We start from the raw sequence: 23,974 nt of genomic DNA on the forward strand, positions 1-23,974 counted from the left end.
GTAACACGCACTGGAGGCCCGAACCCACGCATGTTGAAAAATGCGGGGATGAGGTGGGGGTAGCGGAGAAATTCCAATCGAACTCGGAGATAGCTGGTTCTCCCCGAAATAGCTTTAGGGCTAGCCTCGGAAAACAGAGTCGTGGAGGTAGAGCACTGATTGGGTGCGGGGCCCGCAAGGGTTACCAAGCTCAGTCAAACTCCGAATGCCATAGACTTACTTCCGGGAGTCAGACAGTGAGTGCTAAGATCCATTGTCAAAAGGGAAACAGCCCAGACCATCAGCTAAGGTCCCCAAGTGTGTGTTAAGTGGGAAAGGATGTGGAGTTGCACAGACAACCAGGATGTTGGCTTAGAAGCAGCCATCATTGAAAGAGTGCGTAATAGCTCACTGGTCGAGTGACTCTGCGCCGAAAATGTAACGGGGCTAAACACACCACCGAAGCTATGGCTTGATGCTTGCATCAGGGGTAGGGGAGCGTTGTATAAGGGTTGAAGGTGTACCGTAAGGAGCGCTGGACATTATACAAGTGAGAATGCCGGTATGAGTAACGAAAAGATCAGTGAGAATCTGATCCGCCGAAAGCCTAAGGGTTCCTGAGGAAGGCTCGTCCGCTCAGGGTAAGTCGGGACCTAAGGCGAGGCCGAAAGGCGTAGTCGAAGGACAACAGGTCGAAATTCCTGTACCACCGTAAATCGTTACGAGCGATGGGGGGACGCAGTAGGGTAGTGACGCAGACTGATGGATGTCTGTCCAAGCAGTAAGGCTGATGTGTAGGCAAATCCGCACATCGGAAGGCTGAGCTGTGATGGGGAGTGAAAATTACAGTAGCGAAGGTCATGATCTCACACTGCCAAGAAAAGCCTCTAGCCAGATGAAGGTGCCCGTACCGCAAACCGACACAGGTAGGCGAGAAGAGAATTCTAAGGCGCGCGGAAGAACTCTCGTTAAGGAACTCGGCAAAATGACCCCGTAACTTCGGGAGAAGGGGTGCCCCGGTAGTGTGAATAGCACGAGGGGGCCGCAGTGAAAAGGCCCAAGCGACTGTTTAGCAAAAACACAGGTCTGTGCGAAGCCGTAAGGCGAAGTATACGGGCTGACGCCTGCCCGGTGCTGGAAGGTTAAGGGGAGTGGTTAGGAGCAATCCGAAGCTGTGAACCGAAGCCCCAGTAAACGGCGGCCGTAACTATAACGGTCCTAAGGTAGCGAAATTCCTTGTCAGGTAAATTCTGACCCGCACGAATGGCGTAACGACTTGGGCGCTGTCTCAACGAGAGATCCGGTGAAATTTTAATACCTGTGAAGATGCAGGTTACCCGCGACAAGACGGAAAGACCCCATGGAGCTTTACTGCAGCTTGATATTGAATTTGGGTACGATCTGTACAGGATAGGTGGGAGCCTTTGAAGCATGAGCGCCAGCTTGTGTGGAGGCACCGTTGGGATACCACCCTGATCGTATCTAGGTTCTAACCTGGTGCCCTTAGCGGGTACGGGGACAGTGTCAGGTGGGCAGTTTGACTGGGGCGGTCGCCTCCTAAAGAGTAACGGAGGCGCCCAAAGGTTCCCTCAGAATGGTTGGAAATCATTCGAAGAGTGCAAAGGCATAAGGGAGCTTGACTGCGAGACCTACAAGTCGAGCAGGGACGAAAGTCGGGCTTAGTGATCCGGTGGTACCGCATGGAAGGGCCATCGCTCAACGGATAAAAGCTACCCTGGGGATAACAGGCTTATCTCCCCCAAGAGTCCACATCGACGGGGAGGTTTGGCACCTCGATGTCGGCTCATCGCATCCTGGGGCTGAAGTAGGTCCCAAGGGTTGGGCTGTTCGCCCATTAAAGCGGTACGCGAGCTGGGTTCAGAACGTCGTGAGACAGTTCGGTCCCTATCTGTCGTGGGCGTAGGAAATTTGAGAGGAGCTGTCCTTAGTACGAGAGGACCGGGATGGACGTACCGCTGGTGTACCAGTTGTTCCGCCAGGAGCACCGCTGGGTAGCTATGTACGGACGGGATAAGCGCTGAAAGCATCTAAGCGTGAAGCCCCCCTCAAGATGAGATTTCCCAGTATGTAAGACCCCTTGAAGACGACGAGGTAGATAGGCTGGGGGTGGAAGTGCAGCAATGCATGGAGCTGACCAGTACTAATCGGTCGAGGGCTTATCCAATAGCAGGTTTTGAGTCGCGTGAGTTTCGTTTCGAATCTAGTTTTCAGAGAACAACACTCTGAATGACATGAAAATCGGTACATCCCTTAAGGTGTGGTTGGTTTTCAGTTTCAACTGAATGGAAAGAAGTACAACTTCGATCCAATCGCGTTTGGTGGCGATGGCGGAGGGGTTCCACACGTACCCATCCCGAACACGACCGTTAAGCCCTCTAGCGCCGATGGTACTTGGACCGCAGGGTCCTGGGAGAGTAGGACGCCGCCAAGCAAAATCAAAGACACACTTGATCATATCAAGTGTGTATTTTTGTTTAGATGATAATGATAAGCTGAGCAATATGCCGTTCCATTCATTACATGAAGAACGTTTGGCTAATCATGTCGATTTGACTTTTTATATACATAGAATATTGCCCTTCCAATGCTCCAAGCTGTGATACAATAGGTGAGGTCTATATAGAAACGGAACACGCATATATACGAGGAGGAACAGGAACACAATGAAATCAGCCCCGTTTATTGCCGTTGAAGGTCCGATCGGAGCGGGGAAAACAACGTTGGCTACGATGCTTTCCCAGGAATTGAACCTTCCACTGGTTAAAGAAATTGTCGAGGAGAACCCATTTCTGGCCTCCTTTTATCAGGATATCGACGAGTGGAGTTTCCAACTCGAAATGTTTTTTCTGTGCAACCGGTTTAAGCAGCTGGAAGACACAGGCGCACACTTTATTGAACAGAACAGCCCGGTCATTTCGGATTATCATATCTATAAAAATATGATATTTGCTGAACGCACTTTAAAAGGAACGAAGCGGGATAAATACCGCCAGATCTATCATTTGTTAACAGATGACCTGCCAAAACCTAATCTGGTACTTTACATCGAAGCTGAGTTGGATACGTTGATGTACCGGATTAATAAACGTGGGCGTTCCTTTGAGCAGGATATGGACCCCGCATATATGGAACAGTTGATTGCTGACTATAAAACAGGTATGGATTACCTGGCAAATGAGGCAAATCCACCGATTATTCTTAAAATTGATGCAGAGCAGCTGGACTTTGTGGAACATCCTGAACACTTCAGGCAGATTGTTAATCAGGTAAAGGAGCTTATCATATGAATAACTATGGCATTCCGGCGAATGCGTTAATCACAGTAGCAGGGACAGTGGGAGTGGGGAAATCTACTCTGACAGCAGCGCTTGCCGATCGTTTGAATTTTAAAACTTCACTGGAGCAGGTTGATCATAATCCGTACTTGGAAAAGTTCTATCACGATTTTGAGCGCTGGAGCTTTCATCTGCAAATTTACTTCCTCGCTGAGCGTTTTAAGGAGCAGAAAAAGATTTTTGAGATGGGCGGCGGTTTCGTACAGGATCGCTCAATTTATGAGGATACAGGGATTTTTGCACAGATGCATGCCGATCAGGGTACAATGTCGGCTACCGATTTTGAGACATACAGCAGCTTGTTCGAAGCGATGGTGATGACGCCTTATTTTCCACACCCGGATGTTCTGATCTATCTGGAAGGCAGTCTGCCATCGATTCTGAATCGGATTACGGAACGCGGACGTGAGATGGAGATTCAGACAGATCGCTCGTATTGGGAGCACATGCATGAGCGCTATTCCGTGTGGATTAACCAGTTTACTGCATGCCCTGTGCTGCGTCTGAACATTGATGAATATGATGTACATGATCCGGCATCGGTCGATGCCATTCTAAAGCAGATTGCAGCTGTCATACAGCCTTCCAAAGAGGCTCAGCTATAATATTGGATAGATCATCTGAAAGATTAAGCTCAGAGGAAATAGACATCTCTTTTACAGCGATTCAAGCTGTAAGAGAGGTGTTTTTTTATAAAAATAATTCTAAGATGAAGAGTCCAGGTGATGATGTTTTGTATAAATATGTATTTATATGAGTATAAAAGCTCAGAAAGTTGTTGAAATTTGAAGCATTTTGTGGTTTTATAGGAAAGGTGAATTCTGGAAATATAGTATAAGCATGACTCAGGAGGGAAAGACATCGTGGAAGAAAAACAAGGAATTAAAATCGGGATGCCAATCATCGGTGGATTGATTGCTGCCATACTGGGAGGTGTGGTATGGGCTGCGGTTGCAGCCATGACGGAGTATGAGGTTGGACTTATTGCCATACTGGTTGGTGTGCTTTGCGGGTACGCTGTCGTGTTGTTCTCGAACAAACAAATCGCAACAATGCATAAAATTTTTGCTGTTGTGTTCGCACTGGTGGGCATTTTGCTCGGTAAATACTTGACAGTGGTTTATTTTACATCGGAGTTGTTTACGGATGTGAGTATACTGACATTGGTGTTTGATGGAGAAATGATTAGTGCGTTTACGGAAACGATTAAGGAATATTTCAGCGAGCCAACAGATTGGTTGTTCATCGCACTCGCGATTGTATCGGCTTGGCAAATTCCAGGCCGGATGGCGAAAACAAGCATGGCGTCAGAAGCTTCTGCCTCGGATCAAGCACCGAGAGCGTAAGGTTAGATAAAAGGTTGTAAGTTATGTGATTTCGTTATGGAGCAGGGCAGCGAAGCAGCGTACAGCCAGGATGAACAAAGTAAGAAAAGATCAAACTACGGAGTTCTCGGAGTGGACATCGGCACAAGGATAGTTCACATTGCGGCCGGGAGTGGGAATAGAGAAAGGACGTAATGCCCCTCAGGCGTTACGTCCTTTTTGTTACTGCTGCTTGTTTGAGTTGGCAAATACGGACATGGCACTGCACATGAATTGTGCTAGTCCTTCACCAAACTGATCCATATTTCGTGTAAAGCGTTCATCATCTACATACATCTGGCCAAGTACTTCGAAGGCTTCTGGAGAGTAGCTTCCGATTTGATTCAGAACCATGTACCATTGTTTAATCTCGGCCTGTGCTTCGGCTGATTCAGGTGCAGTATGGCGAATAGCTGCCAGCCGTCTGAAGATGTTATTCATCTGCTCAGCCAGTTCTTTTTGTTTATCTGCAGGCTGATGCTGCAAATGGTTGTTTGCTTCATTGACAGCTTGGTCGCCCCAGCGCTGACGAGCTTCCTGTTCATACGGATTTTGACTAAAATCAAAGCCCCGAAATTGTTCTTTGGCAGTCATTTTAATTTCTCCTCTCAGGTGTAATACGGTTTTATCGATGGTGGCTATCATTTGATCAAGACGCTGACGTTTTTCCAGCAAAATGAGCTTGTGCATCTGCAGTGCTTCCTCCGCATCAAAGGCGGGATCGTCTATAATGTTTTTGATTTCTTTTAGGGAGAAGCCGAGTTCTTTGAAAAATAAAATCTGCTGTAATCGTTCCAGGTTGGCATCGGAATACATTCGATATCCGGCAGCAGTGAACTCGTCCGGGACGAGCAGCCCAATCTCGTCATAGTGATGCAGTGTGCGCACACTGATCGAGGCAAGCTCGGAAACTTCTTTTACTTTCATGGCCATGAGTGAAACCTCCTTACAACATGAATTGTACATTGTCACGTTACGTGAGAGTCAACATGTTAATTATGTGAGGAAGGAGGAAGGCTGCCAAGTTGAATGACTATTTTTCGTTCATGGGACGGACACGCTGTCCATTCATGGGTGCAAAAAAGAGGGTCATAGGAATTCAAAGCAAAGCTTGCAAAAAATAAGGTTTTTCTTCGTTAACAAGCTCAAGTACCTTTAATACTGTATGCAAAATCCCTGCTCATTTCTGTAAGCTTATTAAAGATAGCAAGTGAACATTCGGGCTATCCAAAATACAGAATAAAGGGGCTTTCATTGTGATTTCAAACGAGATGTATTCCATTAAAGATGATACATATGCCCAAAAACAAAGCCTTCCATGGGCGGCTCTACTGGCGTTAGCTATGGCAGGATTTATCTGCATACTTACTGAAAGCCTGCCTGCTGGACTACTCCCTCAGATTGCCATTGGTCTTGGCATAACGCAGGCAAAAGCCGGACAACTTGTTACGTTGTATGCTGCGGGCTCTCTGGCAGCGGCAATTCCACTGACTGTGGCAACTCGCGGGTGGAGACGTAGACCTCTTTTGCTGTTATGTATTATAGGCTTTCTCCTGTTTAACACGGTGACTGCTGTATCTTCGGTATATGTTATAACGTTAATCGCGCGTTTTTGTGCAGGAATAGCAGCGGGTGTGCTGTGGGGAATGACCGCTGGATATGCACGTCGGATGGTGCCCGAGTCATTAAAAGGAAAAGCCATAGCCGTTGCTATGGCAGGTACACCTTTGGCATTAGCGCTTGGTGTTCCGATCGGCACTTTTTTTGGGACGTATGTAGGCTGGCGTTTAATCTTTGGAACAATATCTATATTGACGCTTGCGCTTATCTTATGGGTGTTCTGGAAAGTTCCAGATTATGAAGGCGAGGTCAAGCAGAATCAACTCTCACTGCATAAAATCCTGTTTCTTCCTGGAATCCGGCCTATTTTACTTGTGGTGCTGGCCTGGGTGCTGGCTCATAATATTTTGTATACTTATATTTCTCCTTTTCTGGCAAATACAGCACTGGCCCATAGAGTTGATCTGATTTTACTCCTATTTGGCGTAACTTCAGTGATGGGCATTTGGATTATTGGGCTGCTGATTGATCGTTACTTAAGGATACTGGTTCTATTAAGTATTGCAATATTTGCTTTTGCCTCAGCGGCGATAGGAATCTGGAGCAATCAGCCGGCTGTTATCATTATAGGAGTGACTGCATGGGGATTGACCTTTGGCGGAGCAGCAACGTTACTCCAAACAGCTATTGCACATGCAGGAGGTCGCAGTGCCGATATCGCCCAATCGATGTTGGTAACAGCATGGAATCTAGGGATCGGTGCGGGAGGTATGATTGGTGCTATCCTGCTTCATTGGATCGGAGCTAGATTCCTGCCAGGTTCATTGGTGCTATTGTTGTTTATTGCTCTTCTTATTACGTTGAGCTCTAAAAAACACGGATTTCCTAGTTCACCTTAAAAATGTAGATATCTAAATTAGAAAAGATGGACGGTTAGGAATCCTTTGAGATCAGGAACTGGGGTTCTTCCATTAGGTTTTTACATGCAATAGGCGAGGACATTGCGATAAGTGTAGTATAGGTTCCATATTTGTCACATTGGTTTCCAAATGCCTCTAAGTCTGCGATAGAATCTGTCATGATTTTCAATAAATAATTATGTTCTCCACTGACGCGATAACATTCTACAACTTCGGGCGAAACACGGCAGAAATCAAGGAAAGCAGTGCATTCTCTAGTTCGAAATAGTAGATAGGATGTACTTTGTTTTCCTAATTTTTGCGGATTAAGGACGGTGCGATACCCTTCAATAACACCGCTTTCCTCCAGTCGTTTTACACGTTCTGTGACGGCTGGCTGTGAAAGTCCCACCAATTTTCCTAATTCGGTCATGGACAATCTGGCTTGATTTTCCATATGGAACAGGATGTTTCTATCGATCTGATCCATAAACTCACTCCCTTTTATTATATAGGTTATTTCGTGAAGAGACTTTTATATTCATAGTAATTAAAAGATAATGTTTTGTAAATGTGAAGCTTTATAACAGAAATGATTTATATATTAAATATGCTTGGGATGGAGGGGAGGGGGATGAAATAGATATGTGCGTGATGCAAGGTGGGAAGAAGGTGAGAAAGGTGAAAGGATTTAAAGGATACAGAAGGAGATATGGTGCGCTGCAGGATGAACTGTTTGCGGAAGGATAAGGATGAAAAATGATGCAGGAGGATGTGTAGTTTGCAGAACAAGGCAAAGGAGGAGAAGAATAAAACAAGAATGCAAAGGCTGCAGACCGAGTGGCTGCAGCCTTTGCATTCTCGGGCAGGGAGCACGGCTATGCCTGCTCCCTGCGCAGGATCGCGGCGAGCTGTGCAGCCGCTGCGTGCACATCGGCCGCTCCCGCGATGGCGGAGATGACGGCGACGCCGTCGGCTCCAGCCGCCATCACGGCGGCCGCGGTATCGGGCGTAATGCCGCCGATACCAACCACCGGAACCGCGATGCCTGCGGCGCGCAGTTCCGCCATCCCGGCGGGGCCCAGCACAGCGTGGGCATCCGCTTTGGAGCGCGTCGGGTACATTGGCCCGACGCCAAGATAGTCTGCGCCCGCCTGCACGGCAAGGCGGGCTTCAAGGGCGGAGTGGGCGGATACGCCAAGCATCCGCCCTTCGCCAATGCGGGCGCGCACCAGCGCCGCGTCCGCATCGTCCTGACCGACGTGTACACCGTCGGCCTCTACAGCCACAGCCAGCTCCACATCATCGTTCACGATGAACGGTATCCCGTGCTGGCTGCACACCTCGCGAAGCCGCAGCGCAAGCGCTGTTCGGGCTTCGCCTGTCAGGGCGCCAGTTCCCTTCTCGCGGAACTGGAACAGCGTGATGCCGCCAGCGATCGCCTGGCGCAGCACCTCCACCGGGTCACGCGTCGTATTGACGCTGCCCATCACCAAATACAACTGCAGCGCACGGCGTACCGCTTCCGTATCCCATCTACGCATCAGCATGCACCTCGCTGTCTGCGCTGGTACGCGAAGTGATTCGTCGGTCCGTGCCCGGCCCCGAATCCCAGCTCATCTTCAATGGCTGCCTGAATGAAGGCTCGCGCGGTTGTAACGGCAGCCAGAACAGAAGAACCCTTGGCCAGTTCGGCCGTAATGGCAGCAGAGAAGGTGCAGCCGGTTCCGTGCGTATGACGTGTCATTACACGCAGGTTCTCCAGGTAATGAAAGGACTGCCCGTCGTACAGAACATCCACTACCGTTCCGCTACCAGTCTCATGTCCTCCTTTGATCAGGGCATACGTTGTGCCCATCTGTACCAATTGTTTTGCAGCTTCTTCGCGTTCGTTCAGATTGGTTATGTTCATACCCGTAAGCAGTTCAGCTTCCGGGATGTTAGGTGTTGTGAGCAGGGCATGGGGCATCAGCTCCTCAACAAGTGCCTGCACCGCCTCCTGCTGGAGGAGAGGTGCACCGCCTTTAGCTACCATCACCGGATCGATCACCAGATTGGTCCAGCCGAACTGCTGCCATTTTGCCGCGACAAGACGAATAATCTCGGCACTATACAGCATGCCTGTCTTGACCGCACGCGGCTGAAAGTCTTCTCCCGTTGAATCGAGCTGCTGGGCTATGCCTTCATAACTGATGGGAAATACGCCCTGCACACCCATAGTGTTCTGTGCAGCGATCGCAGTAATCACCGTCATTCCGTATACACCAAGCTCCTGGAAGGTTTTGAGATCAGCCTGAATTCCGGCACCGCCACCGTTATCAGAACCTGCAATCGTTAATGCCTGCGTAATGTTCATCGTACACCTCCCCGAATCTGGCGAATCTGCGCGTGCTCCGAGAGTAGTTCAGGTGTCACCTGTGCTAATTGATTTAGAAATTCCATCTGGAAGCTGCCAGGACCCTGATGAGCTGTTCGAGCTGCAGCCCGTTCAGCGGAAACACCATAAAAGGCAGCTGCCTCGGTCACACTGTGCAGTAAATCATCTCCTGGTGCGGCAGCGGCAGCGAAAGCACCAATCACCGAGCTTAGAAGGCAGCCTGCGCCTGTCACTTGGGTGAGTAAAGCATGTCCGTTGCTGGTCAGAAATGTTTGATACCCGTCCGTAATAACATCGTACTGACCTGTAATGACAACAATGCAGTCCAGACGCTGTGCAGCGCGCTCCGCAATGTCAATCCGGTCACCCTCGCCAGTTCCGGCATCCACACCTTTGATATTCCACGGCATCCCAATGACATGGGCCACCTCGGCAGCATTACCGCGCAGCACAGTGAGACGAAGCTCACGAACCAGCTTCTGCACCGTATCGGTGCGATAAGCGGTTGCTCCCGCACCAACCGGATCAAGTACAACAGGTACATGATGTGCATTGGCAGACTTCCCGGCCAGCAGGATCGACTGAACAACTCTATCATCCAATGTGCCAATGTTCAGAACGACTGCTCCAGCCATACGGGCAGCATCAGCGGCTTCTTCATGAGCATAAGCCATGAACGGAGAGGCACCAAGGGCAAGCAGACCATTTGCAGTAAAAGGAGCAACCACAAGGTTGGTAATGTTATGAATCAAAGGATTGAGTGTACGTACACGTTGAAGATATGACATCGCAATTTCCTCCTTGATCTAAAATGATCTGATGATGGTGAATCATGTGACATCCATTTGCACGTTGGGAATAGAGAAGATAATCGTCCGGTTCCTTTGCGATGGAATATAAAAAAAGCCCCACCCATTTCCGGAGAAATGAGCAGGGCTTCCAGTTGTAACTATGGTGATGGTTCCCCTTAACAACTAGGGAGAATCCACTATTCATAAAGGCTGCTCACTTCCCTCCGCTGGTATAATCCAGATCAGGTTCAAAGGGTCCGAATATAACGATTCGTCTCAGCCGTAAGACTCCCCTAGTGTATTGTGCAAAATATGGAGTTATGTCCCCAGTCTATATCACATCCTGCCATAATGTAAAGAGGGCTGGCTGACTGTGAATACGTTGAAAGCTGCGCAAAAAAAGAAGATGTTTCTGAATAATTTGGTTTATCTTGATTCGTTATTCGGATTTACCTTCGTTCATTAACCCGATATAATGGAGATTGGCCCATACGGCCGTATTACGAATGAGGGCAGGACATGTGTTCCTCCCGGCAGAATGGGGACCCTGAGTTGAAAACGTTCAAGAAAGTATACATTGAAATTACGAGCATCTGTAATCTGGCATGCAGCTTTTGTCCACAAACGAAGCGTGCCAAAGGATTTATCGACCCTGAAGTCTTTAATAATATATTGGATCAGATCAAACCGCACACCAAACACATCTACCTGCACGTCAAAGGGGAACCGCTACTGCATCCCAAAATTGACGTGCTGCTGGACTCCGCCCATGCCAAAGGATTCAAAGTAAACATTACAACGAACGGTACACTGCTGCCGAAAACACAGCATAAATTGATAGGTAAACCTGCACTGAGACAGATGAATTTCTCCCTGCACAGCTTCGACGGTCATGAAGGCTCTACCGACCGTGACGGATATCTGCGTAACATTTTGACTTTTGTACGTGAAGCCGTGAAACATAATGTCATTGTCTCGTTTCGATTATGGAATCTGACACAGGACAACTTTACGAATGCACAGAGGAATCGAAACCGAGAGACGCTGGAGGTGCTGGAGCGTGAATTCAATCTGGACTTCCGGATTGAGGAAAAAGTCGTTCCAGGCAGCGGCATAAAAATCGCGCCGAATGTGTACCTGAATCAGGATCATGAATTCCAGTGGCCAAGTCTGGATGCACCTGAAGATGATGGCAGGGGCTTCTGCCATGCACTGCGCAGTCAGGCCGCTGTGCTGGTGGACGGAACCGTCGTTCCCTGCTGTCTGGATGGAGAGGGTGTTATTAACCTGGGTAACATCCATGAGAAGTCTTTCTCGGAAATTGTGGATGGAGAGCGTGCGAACAATCTGGTGTACGGTTTCTCTAAACGTGAGGCTGTAGAGGAATTATGCCGCAAGTGTGGGTACCGTCAGCGGTTCGGAGCCGGAGCCTGAGACAAGGGTTAGAATAGCAGGATGGATTACACGAGATCAGGACTGATCTGCCGAAAAAGGAATAAGATACTCCAAGACTCTACTGTCTGCAAGCAGACGATAGAGTCTTTTTTGATGAACTTGATGGTAATTAGGACGGTAAAAAACAGCATATACCAAGTTAATATCGGTACATATCATCGGAATGGAATATGATGATAAATACAGTTCGATCCGTTTTTATGCCGGGGAATGTAAATGTGATCCAGGGATTATTCCTGTAATCTTCCTTTTTATGTAGGATTAAGACAGGTTCCGGGCAGTGCTTACTGCTGCGGTTCCGTGAGACAAGCCTGCGGCTTGCAGACAAATCCATTTAAATTATAGGGAGGATGTTGATGATGAAAAAGATGTTAACGCTGTTGTTGTCCGCTGGTCTGGTAGCTTCCATATTTGGTGTTATGCCTGCGGCGGCTGCGCCAACGGTTGTAAATTCAACGATTGTTGTACCTAAGGGCACAACGTATGATGGACAGGGAAAAACCTTTGTAGCCAACCCGTCTACACTGGGTGATGGTTCTCAGGCAGAAAATCAAAAGCCGGTCTTCCGGCTCGAAGCAGGCGCTACCCTGAAAAATGTCATCCTCGGTGCGCCAGCAGCAGATGGTGTGCATTGTTATGGCAGCTGTAACATCTCAAATGTGGTATGGCAGGATGTAGGCGAGGATGCGTTAACACTAAAATCATCAGGAACAGTGAACATTACAGGTGGTGCCGCATACAAGGCATACGATAAAGTGTTTCAGATCAATGCAGCAGGCACCATTAACATCAAAAACTTCCGTGCCGATGATATCGGCAAGCTGGTTCGGCAAAATGGAGGCACAACCTTTGCAGTCAACATGACGCTGGATAACTCCAATATTTCCAATGTGAAAGATGCTATTATGCGTACGGACAGCCCTGTATCTCAAGGAAAAATCACCAATACCCGTTATTCCAAAGTACCGACACTATTCAAGGGTTTTGCTTCAGGTAAAACGAGCCAGTCCGGTAATACGCAGTATTAAACTGCACCATGCGAAGAGATCAAACAAACCAGATGCTGTAACCAAGGAGCTGCGCTGATGCGATACAGATGCAGTGAAATATCCCATACTGGACCTATCTACCCAATAAACTAACCGTTTATGCTTTTCACTACACATGTTTTTATTGCTGAGCATGCAGCAAATCAAACAGGGTGAGCAGAGAAATACTGCTTCATCCTGTTTTTTATATCTTCATGTTATCCTCACAGCAGACAGTCGATCAGCCATCTTGATTTGCATATGGGCAATGGGAACCATCTTGTGATAACATGTGCACTAACTCTACCAATCGCATGTTAAGAGGGGATACTATGTCAATTCGAATCAAAATGCTGCTTTCTTTCACAGGCATGCTTGTGATCAGTCTCATGTTCATTCTGCTTACTGCCAGTCTCTATACCATTGCGGCTACAGGAGATCTGCAAAGTTTTCGCGATATTTATAAAGTCCATTATCAGATCAATCCACTCACGGAGCAGGGAGAGGCAATCTTTCAAGAGATGAAGTTTATGGCTAAAAATAAGCCGGACGAGCTGCAGAACAAGGTACTGCTCCGGGAATTCGATATGAAGCTTCGAGCCGAGAAATCGGGGCTCTACGTCAGGCGTGAGAACAGTCCGATCTTTGAATCGCGGACTTTCCATCAACCGGGGCTGAGGCAGGCACTGCCTGCCTATGACCTGAACAACAATCAGATCCGAAGCACATTCAATATCAGTGAGCGCTTCTACGCCTATGCCAAGTTTGATTTCCAATATTCAGATGGGAAACGCGGTAGTATTTTTGTCATTCGGGAGAGAAGTCCATTTGCCGAGCTGACTCGCAAACTGCTGCCCGTCATGTCTCTTCTGTTAATTGGTGTGCTTGTTATCGCTAACCTGCTTCTGTTCCGCTGGATTACACGCAGCTTCATTCAACCGCTGCATCAGCTGCGAAGCTCGGCCGATCAGATTAAGAACGGCAATTTGTCCTTCGAGCTGCAGCCTGCCTCTAATGACGAGGTTGGGCAGCTTAGCGAAGCTTTTGAGAGCATGCGGAAACAGTTACAGCGTTCCAATGAGCTGAGACAGCAGGATGAGGCCAGCCGCAGAGAGCTGATTTCCAACATTTCGCATGATCTGCGCACCCCGATCACCAACATCAAAGGATACATTGAGGGGATTCGCGACGGGGTAGCAAATACACCAGAGAAAATGGAGACTTACGTCAATATCATTCATGCCAAGGCGGTCAGTATGGATAAGCTGGTGGATGAACTGTTTCTATACTCCAAGCTGGATTTGAACCAAGAACCGTTTGTATTTAATCCGGTGGATCTGGTGGAATTTCTGGAAGACAGCATCGAGGAGCTGCGATATGATCTGGAGGATAAAGGAGTGCAGCTGCATTGGCATAACCGGGCCTCGGGTCCGGTTGTGTCTGCGGTCGATCTGGATAAATTAAAACGCACCGTGGTGAACATTGTAGATAATGCACTGAAATATATGCACAATGACGATAAGCAATTCACTATTATTTTGGAAGCAGATGGGGACTGGAATACGATTATTTTCAAGGATAATGGAGAAGGAATATCAGCAGAGGCGCTGCCGCACATCTTTGAGCGATTCTACCGTGCCGAACAATCGCGCAGTTCGTCTACAGGCGGAAGCGGGCTTGGACTGGCCATCGTGCGTCAGATTATAGATGGACATGGCGGCCTGATCTGGGCAGACAGCAAGCTTGGTGAAGGCACAAGCATCCACATCCAATTAAAACGGCTGCCGGGCGAGAGGGGGGAACAGTTATGACCGATATTCTGATCATTGAGGATGAAATAACGATTGCCGAACTGGAGCGGGACTATTTCGAACTCCACGGATTTTCGGTGGAATTATGCCATAACGGTGATGAAGGCCTGCGCCGTGCTCTGCATGAGGATTATCGCCTTATCATTGTGGATCTCATGCTCCCGGGTATGGATGGGTTTGAACTATGCAGGCTCATTCGCGAGGAGAAGGAGGTGCCGATTCTCGTTGTTTCCGCAAAGAAAGAGGAGATCGACAAAATTCGAACATTTAATCTGGGGGTCGATGATTTTATTACCAAACCGTTCAGCCCAAGCGAGCTGGTTGCAAGAGCCAAGGCTCATTTGACACGTTACGATCGACTGCTTGGCAAGAGCAAACCCGCTGAAAAAGATGAAATCCACATTCGCGGGCTGCACGTGGATAAAGGATCACGCCGCGTTTTCCTGAATGGAGAAGAGGTGCAGATCACCACTAAAGAGTTTGACCTGCTTGTATTCTTGGCGAGTCATCCGAACCGTGTGTTCAGCAAATCGGATCTGTTTGAACGAATCTGGGGCATGGAATCCAATGGGGATATCGCAACCGTTACCGTACATATCCGTAAACTGCGGGGGAAACTGGAAAGCGATCCTAAACATCCGGAGTATATTGAAACGGTCTGGGGTGCGGGCTACCGTTTTACGATATAAGTTTAGAGAAAGATTAGCCGCAGTTTATAATTTGTTAATATATTTGTCCTCTGCAGTTTCTTTTTATCCTCTACGCTGTAGATAGAAGCAAGCAGCAACTATCTATAGAGGGGAAGAACTTTTCATGAAATTTACAGCTCGTAAACTCGCAGCATTATTAACGATAACCGCATTGGGCACAGCAGCATTCCCATTTACAACACATCAAGCTCAGGCATCCGGCTTCACCACTTCTATTTCCGCTGCCGCAGCACAGCTTACCGATCAGCAGGTGCAGGCTGCCGTTAAGGAACTGAACCGTCTGGGCATCATGAACGGATACAGCGATCAATCCATGGGTGAACATCGGACCATCACTCGTGCAGAATTAGCTTCGTTGGTGTACAGAACATTTGATTTGGGAAATCAGACAGGTGAAGGTGCATTGATAACAGATGTCAACCCTGATGCTTGGTACGCGCCTTATGCCGCCAAACTTGTAGAGTTGGGTGTAATGCAGGCCGTTGATGGTCAATTCCAACCTCAGCGTCTGGTGACCGATGCGGAGCTGGAAGAGGTCGTATCTAAAGCTTTGAAAAGGGATGTAAAGTCCGTACATCATTGGATGAGTTCATTTTTCGAGGACACTGGTTCTGTGACACGAGGAGAAACAGCGGTGCTGCTGCAAAAGGCTTATCAAGCTATTCCTTCAGAGCAGGCAGGAGTTGAGAGTGTGAGAGCGCTGAATAACATGACGCTGATCGTTACGTTCGACAAGCCGCTTACGGCAGCAGATGAAGTTTTTGCTAAATCCAAAACGGATTTTGTATTCAGCGGAGGACTGACCTTGACCAATATGCCTCGACTGAAAACGGGATCTGCATCCACATATATTGTGCCAACATCTGTGCAGCAGGCTGGGGAAGCATACAGCCTTACATATAAAGGTCAAGATGCAGGTTCCTTTACAGGCAGTGACGTCAAAGTAAACATGACTGAGGTGCGTCAAGTGACGAATGATACCTTTGAGATTGAAGCTTTGAAGGGGAATGGAGTTGTAGATTACGGTTATGTCATTGCTGCATACAGTGCTGGCCGGGGGGCGAATGCTTTTGTACTGAACGATCGGGAGCAGGCGGACGGCACAACATATCAGGTCATCTCTTCCATGCAGGCGAGACAGGTTACGATTACACCTGAGAATGGAGAGCCGATCATTGCGAAATATGTTCCATTTACCCAATCCACAGATGGCAGACAAGAGCCTAAATTCCGACTGCCTGAAGGGCAGGTTCTGAAACCAGGGGTATCCTATACCGTGACTTCCGATTGGGCCAATATCCAGAATGCTTCGTTCACTGCGAAGACAATCGAAGCGTTAAATATTGAAAGTGCCAAGGCTGCAGATGATACCGCAATTGAAGTTACGCTTGCCCAGGACCCGGGAGATGAATTATTCTCAGGACGAAGTGTAACTCTGACAGCACCTGACGGACATGTCCTGACAGCTGTATATAAATATTCAAGTAGAAAAGGCGCAGCTGGAATATTCGAGATTACGCAGGAAGGTAAGATGATTCCGGGTACAATCTATACGCTGAATCCAGTTGGTGATTGGAGTGTCGCTTCATCGGTAACTGTGGTAAATCAGTAAGGAGGACACATGAACAAATCCTTGATGCTGATTATTCTGATCAGCAGTGTGCTGTTCGTTCAAGGCTGTACGCTTGACGAAAAAGGTAACTCTAGGGAGGAGAACAAGATGGCTTCATTGAATCAGCAGTTATTAAGCGCAGCGGAGGCAAAAGATACCGAAGGTTTGGTAAAGCTCCTTCAGGAAGGAGCCGATGTTCAGGCTCAGGATCAGAGCGGAAGAACAGCTCTGATGATTGCGACATACAATCATGATGCAGCATCTGCCCAAAAGCTGATTGAAGCGGGTGCGGATGTTAATCTGCAGGATAACATGTTAAACAGTCCGTTTTTGTATGCAGGTGCTGAAGGATATCTGGATATTCTAAGAATGACCATTCAAGCCGGAGCAGATCCTTCCATTACGAACCGTTACGGGGGCACGGCACTGATACCGGCTTCGGAGCACGGATATGTTGACGTAGTTCAAGAGCTGCTGACGAATACCTCGGTAGATGTGAACCATGTCAATAAATTAGGATGGACAGCACTGCTGGAAGCAATCATTCTAAACGACGGTAATGAACGGCAGCAGAAGACGATTGAACTGTTAATCAGCCATGGAGCTGATGTCAACTTGGCTGATGGCGATGGCGTATCTCCGCTCAGTCATGCGAAGAATAAAGGCTTTAAGGAAATAGAACAGATCTTGGTCCGGGCTGGAGCCAAATAGCAGTGTGATTGATGGGGATGCCACCCGTTCGTTTATTGAACGAATGGATATACCAAAATCATAATTCATGCATAGAAAAACGGGATGAGGCAGTTTACACTGCTTCATCCCGTTTTTCTTTATTGGCTTATTTCTCCCCAGGCACCTCAACAATGATTTTTCCTTTCGCCGGAGCAGCAGAGCCGCTTTTAACAGAGCCCGACTTGTTCATCAGGTCATAGGCTGTTTCCTCCAGCATGAGGGAATACTTGAAGGATACGAGTGTTTTACCTGCAGCAGAAGGCCGCGTTCCTACTTCGGCGGTGGACTTAGTTTCGATAAAGAACAGATCACCAACCGTTCCGGCCTCTTTGCCCAGATTTGCCTGCCATTTCAGCACAGCACTTCCGTTTGTAATGGTATAGTAGCTGACCAGATCGCTATCCTGGATTGTGAAGAAGCGGTCTTTTTTGCCTTGTTCAAAAATATAAACGGTTGATGCATCAACCGGGCCAAGCGGCTCTTTCACCTGCAGGCGCGGTTGACCGAGATCCGAGAATCGAGGCAGCTGCAGAGCTGCTTCACGTTCAGCCGTCAGATCGGAACCATTGTAGTCTTTAACGACGGAAGCATTTGTATTGTAGATATAGGCTTCCTTGGCAGCCTGATTCCAGCGTACTTGTGCGCCAAACGTTTCTCCGATGGCTCGTAGAGGCAGCATTGCTTTTCCTTTGACCAGAATTGGAGCCGAAGACAGGGAGGCCTTTTGTCCATTCTTTGTCATCGTTTTGCTGTTGGGTGTAAGCACGTATTTGTCACTGCCTGCCTTAATGCTGATTTGTTTGGTCTTATTATCGTAACCGAAGGTGTAATCTCCGAGAAATTGCAGTTCAGTCAGTGCAATGTATGTGACACCCTGGCGGATGACCACATCATATTCAGCAGGCATATTGTTAATGTAAGCTGCTGGTTTGGTTACAGCTGCTGCTTCAGCCACCGATGGGGTGTACAGGGCAGGTGCCGCTCCTGCAGTCAAAATCGAGGCGGCAAGCATCACTTTCCATTTCTTTTGCTTCCAACGTGTGCCGGTGGATTCGGGTGTTTTTTTCATAGTATCATTCTCCTTTCAGTTCATTAGACGGGCGGATTATCCCAAAAGTTGCATATTAATGGAACATCCATAAGATATTAACCCAAATCTTGTATATTAAACTTCGAAGCAGAGTGTAAGATGCTGATGCAGTAGAGGAGATACTGATGCTGTCTCACCCGGCATAGAATAGAGCGAAAAGGTGTGATTTTCCAAAACTCATGTGGAAAACAGGTAACTTTTTGCAGCGCAGAGCGTCTTATATGGAAATAACTTCTATTGGGGGATGGATACGTGTGAAGAAGGTGACTGATCGGAAAATCGTGGGGTATATTGCAAGCGCTGCCTTAACCGGAATTGTACTCGTACTGCTCACAGGATGCATGATGCCGGAACCTCAAACGAATGCATGGGGCGGACAGGCTCAGAAGTCGGCATTACCGACGCCGGACGTGAAAGCTGCTCAACTGCAAATCTCCAACACAATGTATAATCACTCAATGCTGTTGTCTTCTCTAACACCGCTTACAGCGAAGAATACTTCCATCAAGATACCGTACAAGAAAGGGGAGAAGGTGAATCTGGCAGATGGACTGCCGCTGTTCAGCGGACGAAAGGATAGCCGCACTGCTGCGGATCAGATGAAGATTACATATCGTACGATACCAAGTGAAACATATACATTAACAGATGTTCAGGGAGATTGGATACAGCTCAAGACGAGGGAAAAAGACCGTTACTGGCTCCCTGGCTGGTATGCGCTCAAACAGAGCGGAAGCATGACGGAGACCGATCTTCGTACTTTCGAAGTTCGAACTGGAAGCAAGCTGCACTTGACCCCCGACAGTGCTGTAACCTGGCAAGCCAACCAAGTGCTGACGAATCAGGCCCTCCTTGTGGCGGAATGGAAAGAATGGTATGGAGTATCCATAGCCCCGCGCATCTGGAATAAGGAAGAAACAAGCTACCAGCATGTGCTGCTGTGGATCAAGAAAAAAGATATCACGGACCAAAAGCTTATAAGCGATGGATGGTTCACCAAAGAACAACCTTTGTCTATATCTTTCATTCGGCACCTGACAGATGCCAGACTAAATCAGACGACAACCACGAAGCAGTCAGTAAAGTGGTTAGGTGAGCCGGATTGGAAGGAACAATCCCGAAACTTGAATGATACCGGTTATCCGATGCGAATCGGCCAGACCTGGAGGTATGAGCGTCAGGATGCGCATGTATTGTTAACGTTTAATAAAAATAACAAGTTGACTGAAGTTCGCTGGAATGTGCCATCTGACCAAAGTAACAACGAAATCCCCTATTGGAGCAGCAGTCGATTTAATGTATTTTCTTACACTGCTCAAGTAACCGGTAAGTCCATGCCGCCAACGCTGTCCTGGAAACCGAAATGGGTGAATCAAGGGAATCTGAACTACACCTTTCTGCAAGCGGGCACAGATGATGTCCTTCTCATGAAAGGGGATGATGGTGGATTCAGCGGCATGCACTATGAGGATGCCTATTACGCTCTCGATCGGCAGACTGGAAAAATGCTGTGGAGGGTACATGCCGGATATGGCCCTGCCCAAGCCTTTCTAAATTACAAACGTGATGCGGTTACGTTGTACACCAGTTATGATACGGAACGTAAGCAGTATGTGGATCGTGTGCGGCATATGAACCTGAAGAATGGGAAGGTGATATGGGAATACAAGCCTGCAAAGGAGAACCCACCGAACAGTTCGAATAAGCAGCGTACCAAACCTACGGATTCCGCTGGTGACATTGTTGAATTAAAAGGCATTAAAGCGGCCCAAAATGTAGTTATTGTGGATACCTTCGCTGCTAAAAATTCCAGTAACGGACGAATCCATGTGTTGAATAGTTCAAACGGTAAACCGTTATGGAGCAGGAAATTAACGACAGGATATCAATTGATGAACCAAAGTGCGGATGAGCCTTATGTTATGTATTGGGAGCAGAACAAGCTCACTGCAGCAGATCCGCTGACAGGAAGAACGATGTGGCAGGTTGATTCGGAAAAATCAGTGTTTGATTATATCGAAAATAATCCTTATTTCGATGGAATCTATCGTTCTGATCCGTTCGCTTCGGTCCCGCTGCAGCGCTGGATGCTGCTGAACGACCAATGGGTGCTGCTGGATCTGTCTTCTGGCAGGAAACTCTCTCGATTTCCGGCCCGTGGAGGTCAGCAGCCTGAGCTGCTGCAGGATGGCATGATGCTGATTCGTGAGCATAAAAAAGGGGATCTTTACGGCGATTACGAAGATTATACAACTGCCTTATACGATCCGGAATCAGGAAAAGTTCGCTGGAAGCTGGATGCAAAGATTGAACGGGGATTGATTGAGGGAGATCGCCTGTATGTAATCATGAATGGATATCCTGCAGCCATTGATTATCGCACGGGGGAGACACGCTGGATTGCCAAGGAATCCATTGGAAGGAACCGATATGCTTTGAATCAGGGCAGTTATCTTGTGATTGGAGAACGACTGCTGCTGCCGATGCATGAAAATTTACTTGTGATGAATAAAAAGGATGGTACGCTGCTGGGACGTGTACAGGATGTTGTCATGGGCACGCCGGAACATCGGGATCGGGAGGCGAAAAATGGCATGATCAACCGGGCTGGCAGTGAAGTATACGTCGGATCAGCCAATGGACGTTTCCGTGTTCTTCCAGCCAATCTGATGGAAGGAGATATATCTCCGTAAAAGCTTGTCTGGGCCCTCATGTTGTTTTATTATAAATAAACAGGATTGCTCGCGCTCCGGTTCTCGGCTGTGCGGGCTTTCTTCATGTGTTCTGGACAGAACCATACATGATCCAACACGGGAGGGAATCTCCATGATTTCATTATATGGTGTAAGCAAGCGGTTCAACGAGCGCGGTTCCCGTGCTGATCAGGGATTTGAGGCCTTGCGGTCTGTCTCACTCGAAGTGGAACAAGGTGAGATTCACGGTATCATTGGCTCCAGTGGAGCGGGAAAGTCTACCCTGCTGCGCATGCTTAACGGTTTGGAGCATCCTGATGCTGGAGAAGTTATTGTTAATGGCCAGCATCTGTCCGGGATGAATGAGCGGAAACTGCGTGAGGCACGCCGATCTATCGGCATGATCTTCCAGCACTTCAACCTGGTCAGCAACCGGACGGTTCTGGGCAATGTGAGTATGCCGCTGGAACTGGTGGGGAAGTCACGTTCACAGCGGAGAGAGCGAGGGTTGGAAGTACTTCGATTCGTGGGGCTGGAAGATAAGGCGGACCAGTATCCGGCTCAGCTGAGCGGAGGACAGAAGCAGCGTGTCGCTATCGCCAGAGCGCTTGCCAGTCATCCAGCCGTACTGCTATGTGACGAGCCTACATCTTCGCTTGATCCGCAGACAACAGGTGGAATATTGGATGTGCTGCGCCATGTAAACGAGACGATGGGAGTGACGATTGTAGTTGTTACCCATGAGATGGAAGCGGCTCGGCGATTATGTCATCGTATTTCAATGATGAAGGATGGTCAGATTGTGCGCACACTTTCCAAAGCAGAGGTCAGAAGTATTCCTGCACCGCAGCCCGATCTGCTGACTTCACTGCTTGCAGGTGATTCATTGGAAGAAATGGGCTCGGCTGCACATCGTATCGTGGAACAGGAGGGCAGCCGATGATGTTACCTGAATCAGTGCTGAAATATCAGCACGAAATCTGGCAGGCCATCGGAGAGACATTTGTAATGGTGGGCATCTCCATCGCAGCAGCTGTTTTGGTCGGTCTGCCGCTTGGTACACTGCTCTACCTGTTCCGCCGGGGGCAGCGATATCAGAATAGGGCTTTGTTTACGGTACTGAGCAGCCTTGTCAATATCATTCGTTCCTTTCCGTTCCTGCTGCTGGTTGTATTCATGATCCCCTTCACTCGTATGATTGTGGGAACATCGATCGGTACGTTAGCAGCGACGGTGCCTCTATCAGTCATTGCTATTGCCTATTATGCCAGGCTGGTTGAACAGGCTCTGCTGGACGTGCCAAAAGGCGTAATTGAAGCGGCTTCGTCTATGGGAGCTTCCACGCTGCAGTTGGTCGTTAAGTTCCTGTATGTGGAGGCCCGTTCAGGTCTTGTACTGGGACTAACTACGGCAGCGATCAGCTTTATTTCCTATTCCACCGTAATGGGTATTGTTGGTGGCGGCGGTGTTGGTGATTTTGCCATTCGTTACGGTTATCAGCGCTTCGAAACGGAGATTATGATATTTACGATTATCATCATGATTATTTTCGTACAGCTGATTCAATTTACGGGCAGTCGGCTGTCTCGCTGGCTGGATCGCAGATCCTGATGCACGGCAGGCGGTTATGAACTGCTAAAAACAACAACAGATTATTACAGATAAGGGGTAAACATTTAATGAAAGCAAAATTAATGCTCATGCTGCTTGCAGTTATGCTGGTTGTATCTGCCTGTGGGAAAAAAGAAGAAACACCAGCTGCTGAAGGTACCAAACAGGAAACACAAGCCGGACAGGAAGTCACTTTGAAAGTAGCCACACTAATTCCGCCAATGACGGATGTGCTGGATATCGTTAAACCACTTCTTAAAGAGGATGGCATCAATCTGGAGGTTGTGGTGCTGTCCGATAACGTGCAGCCAAACACAGCACTGGCGAACAAGGAAGTGGATGCTAACTTCTTCCAGCACGTCCCGTATATGAAGCAGTATAATGAGGCGAACAATGCCAATCTGGTCCCTGTACAGCCCATCTACAATGCAATCTATGGTGGTTACTCCAAGAAGTACAAGTCCATGGATGAGCTGCCCGAAGGTGCGGTCATTGCCATTGCCAATGATCCGTCGAACATCGGACGTTCCCTGGTCATGCTGGAACAAAACGGTCTGATCAAACTTAAAGAGGGCGTAGGCTTTAATGCTACGCAAGCAGACATTACCGAAAACCAAAAGAACTTTAAGTTCAAAGAAGTGGATCTGCTGATGCTTGCCCGCATGATGGATGATGCAGACCTGGTTGCCATGACTCCGGCCTATGCCAGCCCACTGGGTCTCACACCGAAGAAGGATGCTTTGCTGACTGAAAAGGATGATTCCCATTTTGCGATCACGATGGTAGCTCGTGAGGATAATAAAGATTCTGAAGCAATCCAAAAGCTGGCTAAACGCATGGCAGGTCCTGAAGTGAAAGCTTTTTTTGAGAAAAACTATGCCGATATTGCCATCCCCGCATTTTAAG

Annotated in this window: 20 protein-coding genes, 2 rRNA genes and 1 riboswitch (1 of these 23 cut by a window edge); of the genes, 16 read left to right on the plus strand and 6 right to left on the minus strand. The window is 48.0% G+C overall.

Annotated features, from left to right (window positions below; genetic code table 11):
• The 5 genes from MKY97_RS04475 to MKY97_RS04495 form a co-directional block, all read left to right on the plus strand.
• Positions 1-2,164, plus strand: a 23S ribosomal RNA gene (locus MKY97_RS04475) (it extends 761 nt beyond the left edge of the window).
• Between the two features lie 150 nt (positions 2,165-2,314).
• Positions 2,315-2,431: ribosomal RNA gene (gene rrf, locus MKY97_RS04480) — 5S ribosomal RNA — on the plus strand.
• Positions 2,432-2,663: 232 nt separating this feature from the next.
• The gene (locus MKY97_RS04485) at positions 2,664-3,287 is read left to right on the plus strand and encodes a deoxynucleoside kinase (protein ID WP_342554309.1); all 624 of its coding nucleotides are present in this window, start codon (positions 2,664-2,666) and stop codon (positions 3,285-3,287) included.
• Positions 3,284-3,940 (plus strand): deoxynucleoside kinase, encoded by a 657-nt coding sequence (locus MKY97_RS04490; RefSeq protein ID WP_342554310.1) that lies wholly within the window; start codon positions 3,284-3,286, stop codon positions 3,938-3,940. The genes MKY97_RS04485 and MKY97_RS04490 overlap by 4 nt, the downstream gene beginning before the upstream one ends.
• A gap of 258 nt (positions 3,941-4,198) precedes the next feature.
• Complete coding sequence (locus tag MKY97_RS04495) at positions 4,199-4,681, plus strand: hypothetical protein (protein ID WP_342554311.1); 483 nt, start codon at positions 4,199-4,201, stop codon at positions 4,679-4,681.
• Between the two features lie 201 nt (positions 4,682-4,882).
• On the opposite strand, the gene MKY97_RS04500 is transcribed toward MKY97_RS04495, so the two are convergent.
• Positions 4,883-5,632: a MerR family transcriptional regulator gene (locus tag MKY97_RS04500; protein WP_342554312.1), complete on the minus strand. Its 750-nt coding sequence runs from the start codon at positions 5,630-5,632 to the stop codon at positions 4,883-4,885.
• A 338-nt stretch (positions 5,633-5,970) separates the two neighbouring features.
• Between MKY97_RS04500 and MKY97_RS04505 the strand changes: the two genes are divergently transcribed.
• Complete coding sequence (locus tag MKY97_RS04505) at positions 5,971-7,158, plus strand: MFS transporter (protein WP_342556229.1); 1,188 nt, start codon at positions 5,971-5,973, stop codon at positions 7,156-7,158.
• Positions 7,159-7,192: 34 nt separating this feature from the next.
• Here the strand turns inward: MKY97_RS04505 and MKY97_RS04510 are convergent, their stop codons facing one another.
• The 4 genes from MKY97_RS04510 to thiM all read right to left on the minus strand — a co-directional run bounded on the left by MKY97_RS04510 (position 7,193) and on the right by thiM (position 10,323).
• On the minus strand, positions 7,193-7,648 hold the full coding sequence (locus MKY97_RS04510) for a winged helix-turn-helix transcriptional regulator (protein WP_342554313.1): 456 nt from the start codon (positions 7,646-7,648) through the stop codon (positions 7,193-7,195).
• 388 nt (positions 7,649-8,036) lie between these two features.
• The gene (gene thiE, locus MKY97_RS04515) at positions 8,037-8,702 is read right to left on the minus strand and encodes a thiamine phosphate synthase (RefSeq protein ID WP_342554314.1); all 666 of its coding nucleotides are present in this window, start codon (positions 8,700-8,702) and stop codon (positions 8,037-8,039) included.
• Entirely contained in the window at positions 8,702-9,514 is an 813-nt protein-coding gene (gene thiD / locus MKY97_RS04520; RefSeq protein WP_342554315.1) for a bifunctional hydroxymethylpyrimidine kinase/phosphomethylpyrimidine kinase, read from the minus strand. The genes thiE and thiD overlap by 1 nt, the downstream gene beginning before the upstream one ends.
• On the minus strand, positions 9,511-10,323 hold the full coding sequence (gene thiM, locus MKY97_RS04525) for a hydroxyethylthiazole kinase (RefSeq protein ID WP_342554316.1): 813 nt from the start codon (positions 10,321-10,323) through the stop codon (positions 9,511-9,513). Before thiM ends, thiD begins: the two co-directional genes overlap by 4 nt.
• 205 nt (positions 10,324-10,528) lie before the next feature.
• A riboswitch (TPP riboswitch) is annotated at positions 10,529-10,631 on the minus strand.
• Between the two features lie 247 nt (positions 10,632-10,878).
• Between thiM and MKY97_RS04530 the strand changes: the two genes are divergently transcribed.
• The 6 genes from MKY97_RS04530 to MKY97_RS04555 all read left to right on the plus strand — a co-directional run bounded on the left by MKY97_RS04530 (position 10,879) and on the right by MKY97_RS04555 (position 17,653).
• Positions 10,879-11,760 (plus strand): radical SAM/SPASM domain-containing protein, encoded by an 882-nt coding sequence (locus MKY97_RS04530; RefSeq protein WP_342554317.1) that lies wholly within the window; start codon positions 10,879-10,881, stop codon positions 11,758-11,760.
• 380 nt (positions 11,761-12,140) lie between these two features.
• Positions 12,141-12,809: a pectate lyase gene (locus MKY97_RS04535; protein WP_342556230.1), complete on the plus strand. Its 669-nt coding sequence runs from the start codon at positions 12,141-12,143 to the stop codon at positions 12,807-12,809.
• 332 nt (positions 12,810-13,141) lie between these two features.
• Positions 13,142-14,620 (plus strand): HAMP domain-containing sensor histidine kinase, encoded by a 1,479-nt coding sequence (locus MKY97_RS04540; protein WP_342554318.1) that lies wholly within the window; start codon positions 13,142-13,144, stop codon positions 14,618-14,620.
• The gene (locus MKY97_RS04545; RefSeq protein WP_342554319.1) at positions 14,617-15,309 is read left to right on the plus strand and encodes a response regulator transcription factor; all 693 of its coding nucleotides are present in this window, start codon (positions 14,617-14,619) and stop codon (positions 15,307-15,309) included. Before MKY97_RS04540 ends, MKY97_RS04545 begins: the two co-directional genes overlap by 4 nt.
• Positions 15,310-15,433: 124 nt before the next feature.
• Positions 15,434-16,942: an S-layer homology domain-containing protein gene (locus tag MKY97_RS04550; RefSeq protein ID WP_342554320.1), complete on the plus strand. Its 1,509-nt coding sequence runs from the start codon at positions 15,434-15,436 to the stop codon at positions 16,940-16,942.
• A gap of 9 nt (positions 16,943-16,951) precedes the next feature.
• On the plus strand, positions 16,952-17,653 hold the full coding sequence (locus MKY97_RS04555; RefSeq protein ID WP_342554321.1) for an ankyrin repeat domain-containing protein: 702 nt from the start codon (positions 16,952-16,954) through the stop codon (positions 17,651-17,653).
• 127 nt (positions 17,654-17,780) lie between these two features.
• On the opposite strand, the gene MKY97_RS04560 is transcribed toward MKY97_RS04555, so the two are convergent.
• On the minus strand, positions 17,781-18,743 hold the full coding sequence (locus tag MKY97_RS04560; RefSeq protein ID WP_342554322.1) for a copper amine oxidase N-terminal domain-containing protein: 963 nt from the start codon (positions 18,741-18,743) through the stop codon (positions 17,781-17,783).
• A 275-nt stretch (positions 18,744-19,018) separates the two neighbouring features.
• Between MKY97_RS04560 and MKY97_RS04565 the strand changes: the two genes are divergently transcribed.
• From MKY97_RS04565 to MKY97_RS04580, 4 genes are all read left to right on the plus strand, one after another.
• Positions 19,019-21,457 (plus strand): PQQ-binding-like beta-propeller repeat protein, encoded by a 2,439-nt coding sequence (locus MKY97_RS04565; RefSeq protein WP_342554323.1) that lies wholly within the window; start codon positions 19,019-19,021, stop codon positions 21,455-21,457.
• 133 nt (positions 21,458-21,590) lie between these two features.
• Positions 21,591-22,400: an ATP-binding cassette domain-containing protein gene (locus MKY97_RS04570; RefSeq protein WP_342554324.1), complete on the plus strand. Its 810-nt coding sequence runs from the start codon at positions 21,591-21,593 to the stop codon at positions 22,398-22,400.
• Positions 22,397-23,068, plus strand: coding sequence for a methionine ABC transporter permease (locus MKY97_RS04575; protein ID WP_342554325.1), 672 nt, complete (start codon positions 22,397-22,399; stop codon positions 23,066-23,068). The genes MKY97_RS04570 and MKY97_RS04575 overlap by 4 nt, the downstream gene beginning before the upstream one ends.
• 68 nt (positions 23,069-23,136) lie before the next feature.
• Positions 23,137-23,973 (plus strand): MetQ/NlpA family ABC transporter substrate-binding protein, encoded by an 837-nt coding sequence (locus MKY97_RS04580; RefSeq protein ID WP_342554326.1) that lies wholly within the window; start codon positions 23,137-23,139, stop codon positions 23,971-23,973.
• Position 23,974: the final 1 nt, after the last annotated feature.

The organism is Paenibacillus sp. FSL R7-0652, from assembly GCF_038595045.1.
Classification (GTDB): Bacteria; Bacillota; Bacilli; order Paenibacillales; family Paenibacillaceae; genus Paenibacillus.